4 protein-coding genes and 3 pseudogenes are annotated in these 3187 nt (G+C 36.1%); all 7 read right to left on the bottom strand.

Going from position 1 to position 3187, the window contains the following annotated elements:
• A pseudogene (locus ACT3RN_RS15035) lies at window positions 1-347 on the bottom strand (hypothetical protein); the annotation flags it as partial.
• Between the two features lie 24 nt (window positions 348-371).
• Window positions 372-434, bottom strand: a pseudogene (locus tag ACT3RN_RS15030) (hypothetical protein); the annotation flags it as partial.
• Between the two features lie 201 nt (window positions 435-635).
• A complete protein-coding gene (locus ACT3RN_RS15025; RefSeq protein ID WP_263972674.1) occupies window positions 636-1115 on the bottom strand; it encodes a tetratricopeptide repeat protein in 480 nt (159 codons plus the stop codon).
• Window positions 1089-1145: pseudogene (locus ACT3RN_RS15020) on the bottom strand (hypothetical protein); the annotation flags it as partial. The pseudogene ACT3RN_RS15020 and the gene ACT3RN_RS15025, both read right to left, overlap by 27 nt.
• A gap of 20 nt (window positions 1146-1165) precedes the next feature.
• The gene (locus ACT3RN_RS15015; protein ID WP_192520746.1) at window positions 1166-1864 is read right to left on the bottom strand and encodes a hypothetical protein; all 699 of its coding nucleotides are present in this window, start codon (window positions 1862-1864) and stop codon (window positions 1166-1168) included.
• A 71-nt stretch (window positions 1865-1935) separates the two neighbouring features.
• The gene (locus tag ACT3RN_RS15010; RefSeq protein WP_192520745.1) at window positions 1936-2478 is read right to left on the bottom strand and encodes a hypothetical protein; all 543 of its coding nucleotides are present in this window, start codon (window positions 2476-2478) and stop codon (window positions 1936-1938) included.
• Window positions 2460-2975, bottom strand: coding sequence for a PAAR domain-containing protein (locus ACT3RN_RS15005; RefSeq protein ID WP_318779562.1), 516 nt, complete (start codon window positions 2973-2975; stop codon window positions 2460-2462). The genes ACT3RN_RS15010 and ACT3RN_RS15005 overlap by 19 nt, the downstream gene beginning before the upstream one ends.
• Window positions 2976-3187: the final 212 nt, after the last annotated feature.

The following is a 3187-nucleotide window of genomic DNA, read 5'->3' as shown; positions in this document are numbered from 1 at the left end:
GTAGCTCTTTGCTTAACTTTATCAATAAGTCTATTCTTCATAGCCCAATAATCCGCAACAATAGAAGCTTGCTGTTCTATCTCATAATCAAGTAGATTTTTGCTTTGATCAAGTTTATATACGTACGCACCATCTCCTAATCCAATTTTACTTGGGAATTCAAAAAACAGTTGCTCGCCAATAGCACGTAAGGCAACAGTTTGACCATTCTGATACTGCCATACATGGGTCATTTCATGTATAAAGAAATGCTTGCTGGCGGCGTCTGAAGCTAGAGAAAAGTCCTTTTCATGTGCTTTTGGCGCAAAATATATATCACCTGCACGGGCAACAGGTGAACCATCCACTATATAGGACGGGTCACCAGTGATAATAGTGACAACCTTTTTGCACTTCTTACAGACGACTTTGTCCCCTTTACGAGCGACAGGAATGCCATAATGAGTGGTTTGTAAAGAGCTGGTGATGACCGTACCGCCATTGGTAAAGCCTTATATTCAAAGCCAGATTTGGGTCAGTACGTCACGGAAGTCAAATCTATTTTAGATGGTTTGGTGGAGTGATGAGGTTGTTAAACACTTTATAAATTAGTGGCTGTATGAGCTAAAAACTGTTGGCTCATACAGCTTTTATTATTATTGGCTCATATTTTCAAGATCACCCAATGTAAGACCAGTTTCTTGAGTGCTGTAGATAGTGATACCAGTATCGTCAATTTTATTATTCATGACTAATCTACCGATGCGATTACTGGCTGCTTGATTGCCTTGATCTGCTGCTTTTTTGTACCATTCAAAAGCTTTATCATAATCTTGCGGTACACCATAACCGTTCTCATAAAGACCACCGATGTTAAGTTGTGCTACATCTACCCCTTGATCAGCGGCTTTGGTATACCACTCTAAAGCCTTACTATAGTCTTGCGGTACGCCGTAGCCGTTTTCATAAAAAGTGCCAAGGTTATTTTGGGCATCAAAATCTCCATTATCAGCTGTTAACAAATACCACTCTATTGCTTTTTCATAGTTTTGATCAATGCCTACGCCATTGTCGTACATAACACTAAAATTAAATTGAGCATCAGAGTACTTCTGGTTAGCAGCTTTTTGAAACAGCTCAAAAGCTTTTTCATAGCTCTGAGGAACTGACTATATGATGCAAACTATCAATTTTTTTCACAACTAAAATTATCATTTGGTGTGCGAATTTCCCATCCATTATCTCCAAGTTGGAGTAATTCTTTTTTATCTTCAATAAAACAACAAGCGATCATTTGTGATTGCGGCTGTATCTCACACTCTTCACCTTGGTAGAGTAATTTTTTTGTAGATAAACCACCACCAATAAGAGCATCTATAGCTTTATTACCAGAAGACTCTATTTCAAATACACCTTCTATACCATTCAATCCATAGTCACGAAAATATAGAGAACCATTATTATAGTTTAGTACGTCTTTTTTATTATTATAGTGAACAGACTGACGATTTACATAAGGGAAGTAAGTGTTATCCTTATATAATGTTGCTTTATTATCAATATAGTCAGAGAGTAGTTTGCCGTTTTGATAGATAAGTAGGGAGTTAGGCTCTTCGGGTTTGAATAATATCTGATATCCATTAACTTCTACCATGCTGTAGCCAACATAATTGCTTTTATTGCTTGAGATTACGGCAGCTTCATCTGCTGCTTGAATAATTTTTTTATTAAAATTTTGGCTCTTATTGAGACTTCTTAAATCAACCTGCGTTATAAGTTCTAGACTGTCTTTAGTTTGAGGTAAAGAGCTATTACAACCATTAATTATTGTTGTTATAGTTATTAGCGACATTATTTTAGCTACAGATAAAAATCTAATGGTCATTTGTTATACCTTTTTTAAATTGACTTTTTATATTCATAAATAGTTTTCTTACGTGTAGCCGTTATCAAAAATTAATAGAGCTTACATTTCATACCTTCGCTTTTTAAAGCTGTTTCGAAATCTGGATATTTTTCCCAGTTAATTGTAGATAAACAGTCCGAAAGTTTTTGGTTGTTAAAGCTGTAATGATTTCCTGTTTGCATATACTCATCATAATCTTTTCTCAATATTGCGGTACCTGCACTCAAAATAGCAACACCACCTGCAAGAGCACCTGTACCAGTGGCTACTGTAGCTCCTTGTGGACCCGTTAAATACTTTGCTTGAGCAGCATTTGATGCTGTATCAACTACATTGCCTTTTTGCTCTGAGTAACTGCTTTTCTTTATACATTGTGTTTCTAAGGTAGGTACGCCATCTTCGACTGAAACTACCTTCGTGTATGGCCAGGCTTTTATGCCTGTTAAGCATAAGAATGTATCTTTAATTCCTTCAGGGTATTTAGACATTTTATTATCACCTTTATTTTTTATGAAAATATAATAATTTGACTTGTAAATAGAATTTTGATTCACAGTCGCTGTATTGGATGCATTTAATATAATGTCTTCCATTGCTCAATTTCATCTTCTGTAATCAGATGAACGACTATTTCTTCAGGTTCATCTGTAATGAACTCTTCCGTATAGCCTTGCTCATCTGTTGTGCCTTCTCTCAGTTCTTGAGTGTTTGGAAAAAATGCTATGTAAGGTGAATTAGAGTAAGGATCACCATACTCGTCTTCAAACAAAATCTTCTTTTTATATTTACTAACAGCTTTATCTTCAAGAGAAAAAAAGCTCGCTGAATCCGACTTCGCAAACTGCAAAGGTTCTGCCTGTGCAATACTACCCACATCAAAACCCGACTCCGAAAATGCTTGTTGACTAGCAATCAGTTTTGAGCCGCAGCTGGTCATATCACCTACACGGGCAACTGGCGCACCATCCACTATATAGGATGGGTCACCCGTGATAATAGTGACAACCTTTTTGCATTTCTTACAGACGACCTTGTCGCCCTTCCGAGCGATAGGAATACCATAATGAGTGGTTTGCGGAGAGCCAGTGATGACTGTTCCATCACCGATAAAAGCCTTATATTTGAAGCCAGATTTGGAATGATTAATTATTAAAATCTCTCAAATTCCTTACTGAATTAGAACTCATACTCAAATGTCATTCACTAGGCTTCTATTAGAAAAAAAATTATATATAAAATATAATATTGTTGTTACTAATATAGCAATATCGAATTTTAATGTGACAAAAAGATGAACTATTA

Origin of the sequence: Psychrobacter sp. AOP5-GZ1-6, from assembly GCF_052376345.1 — a bacterium.
In the GTDB taxonomy this organism is placed as follows: Bacteria; Pseudomonadota; Gammaproteobacteria; order Pseudomonadales; family Moraxellaceae; genus Psychrobacter.
Note: the sequence above shows the minus strand (reverse complement) of the source record. Positions and strands in the feature narration are given on the sequence as shown.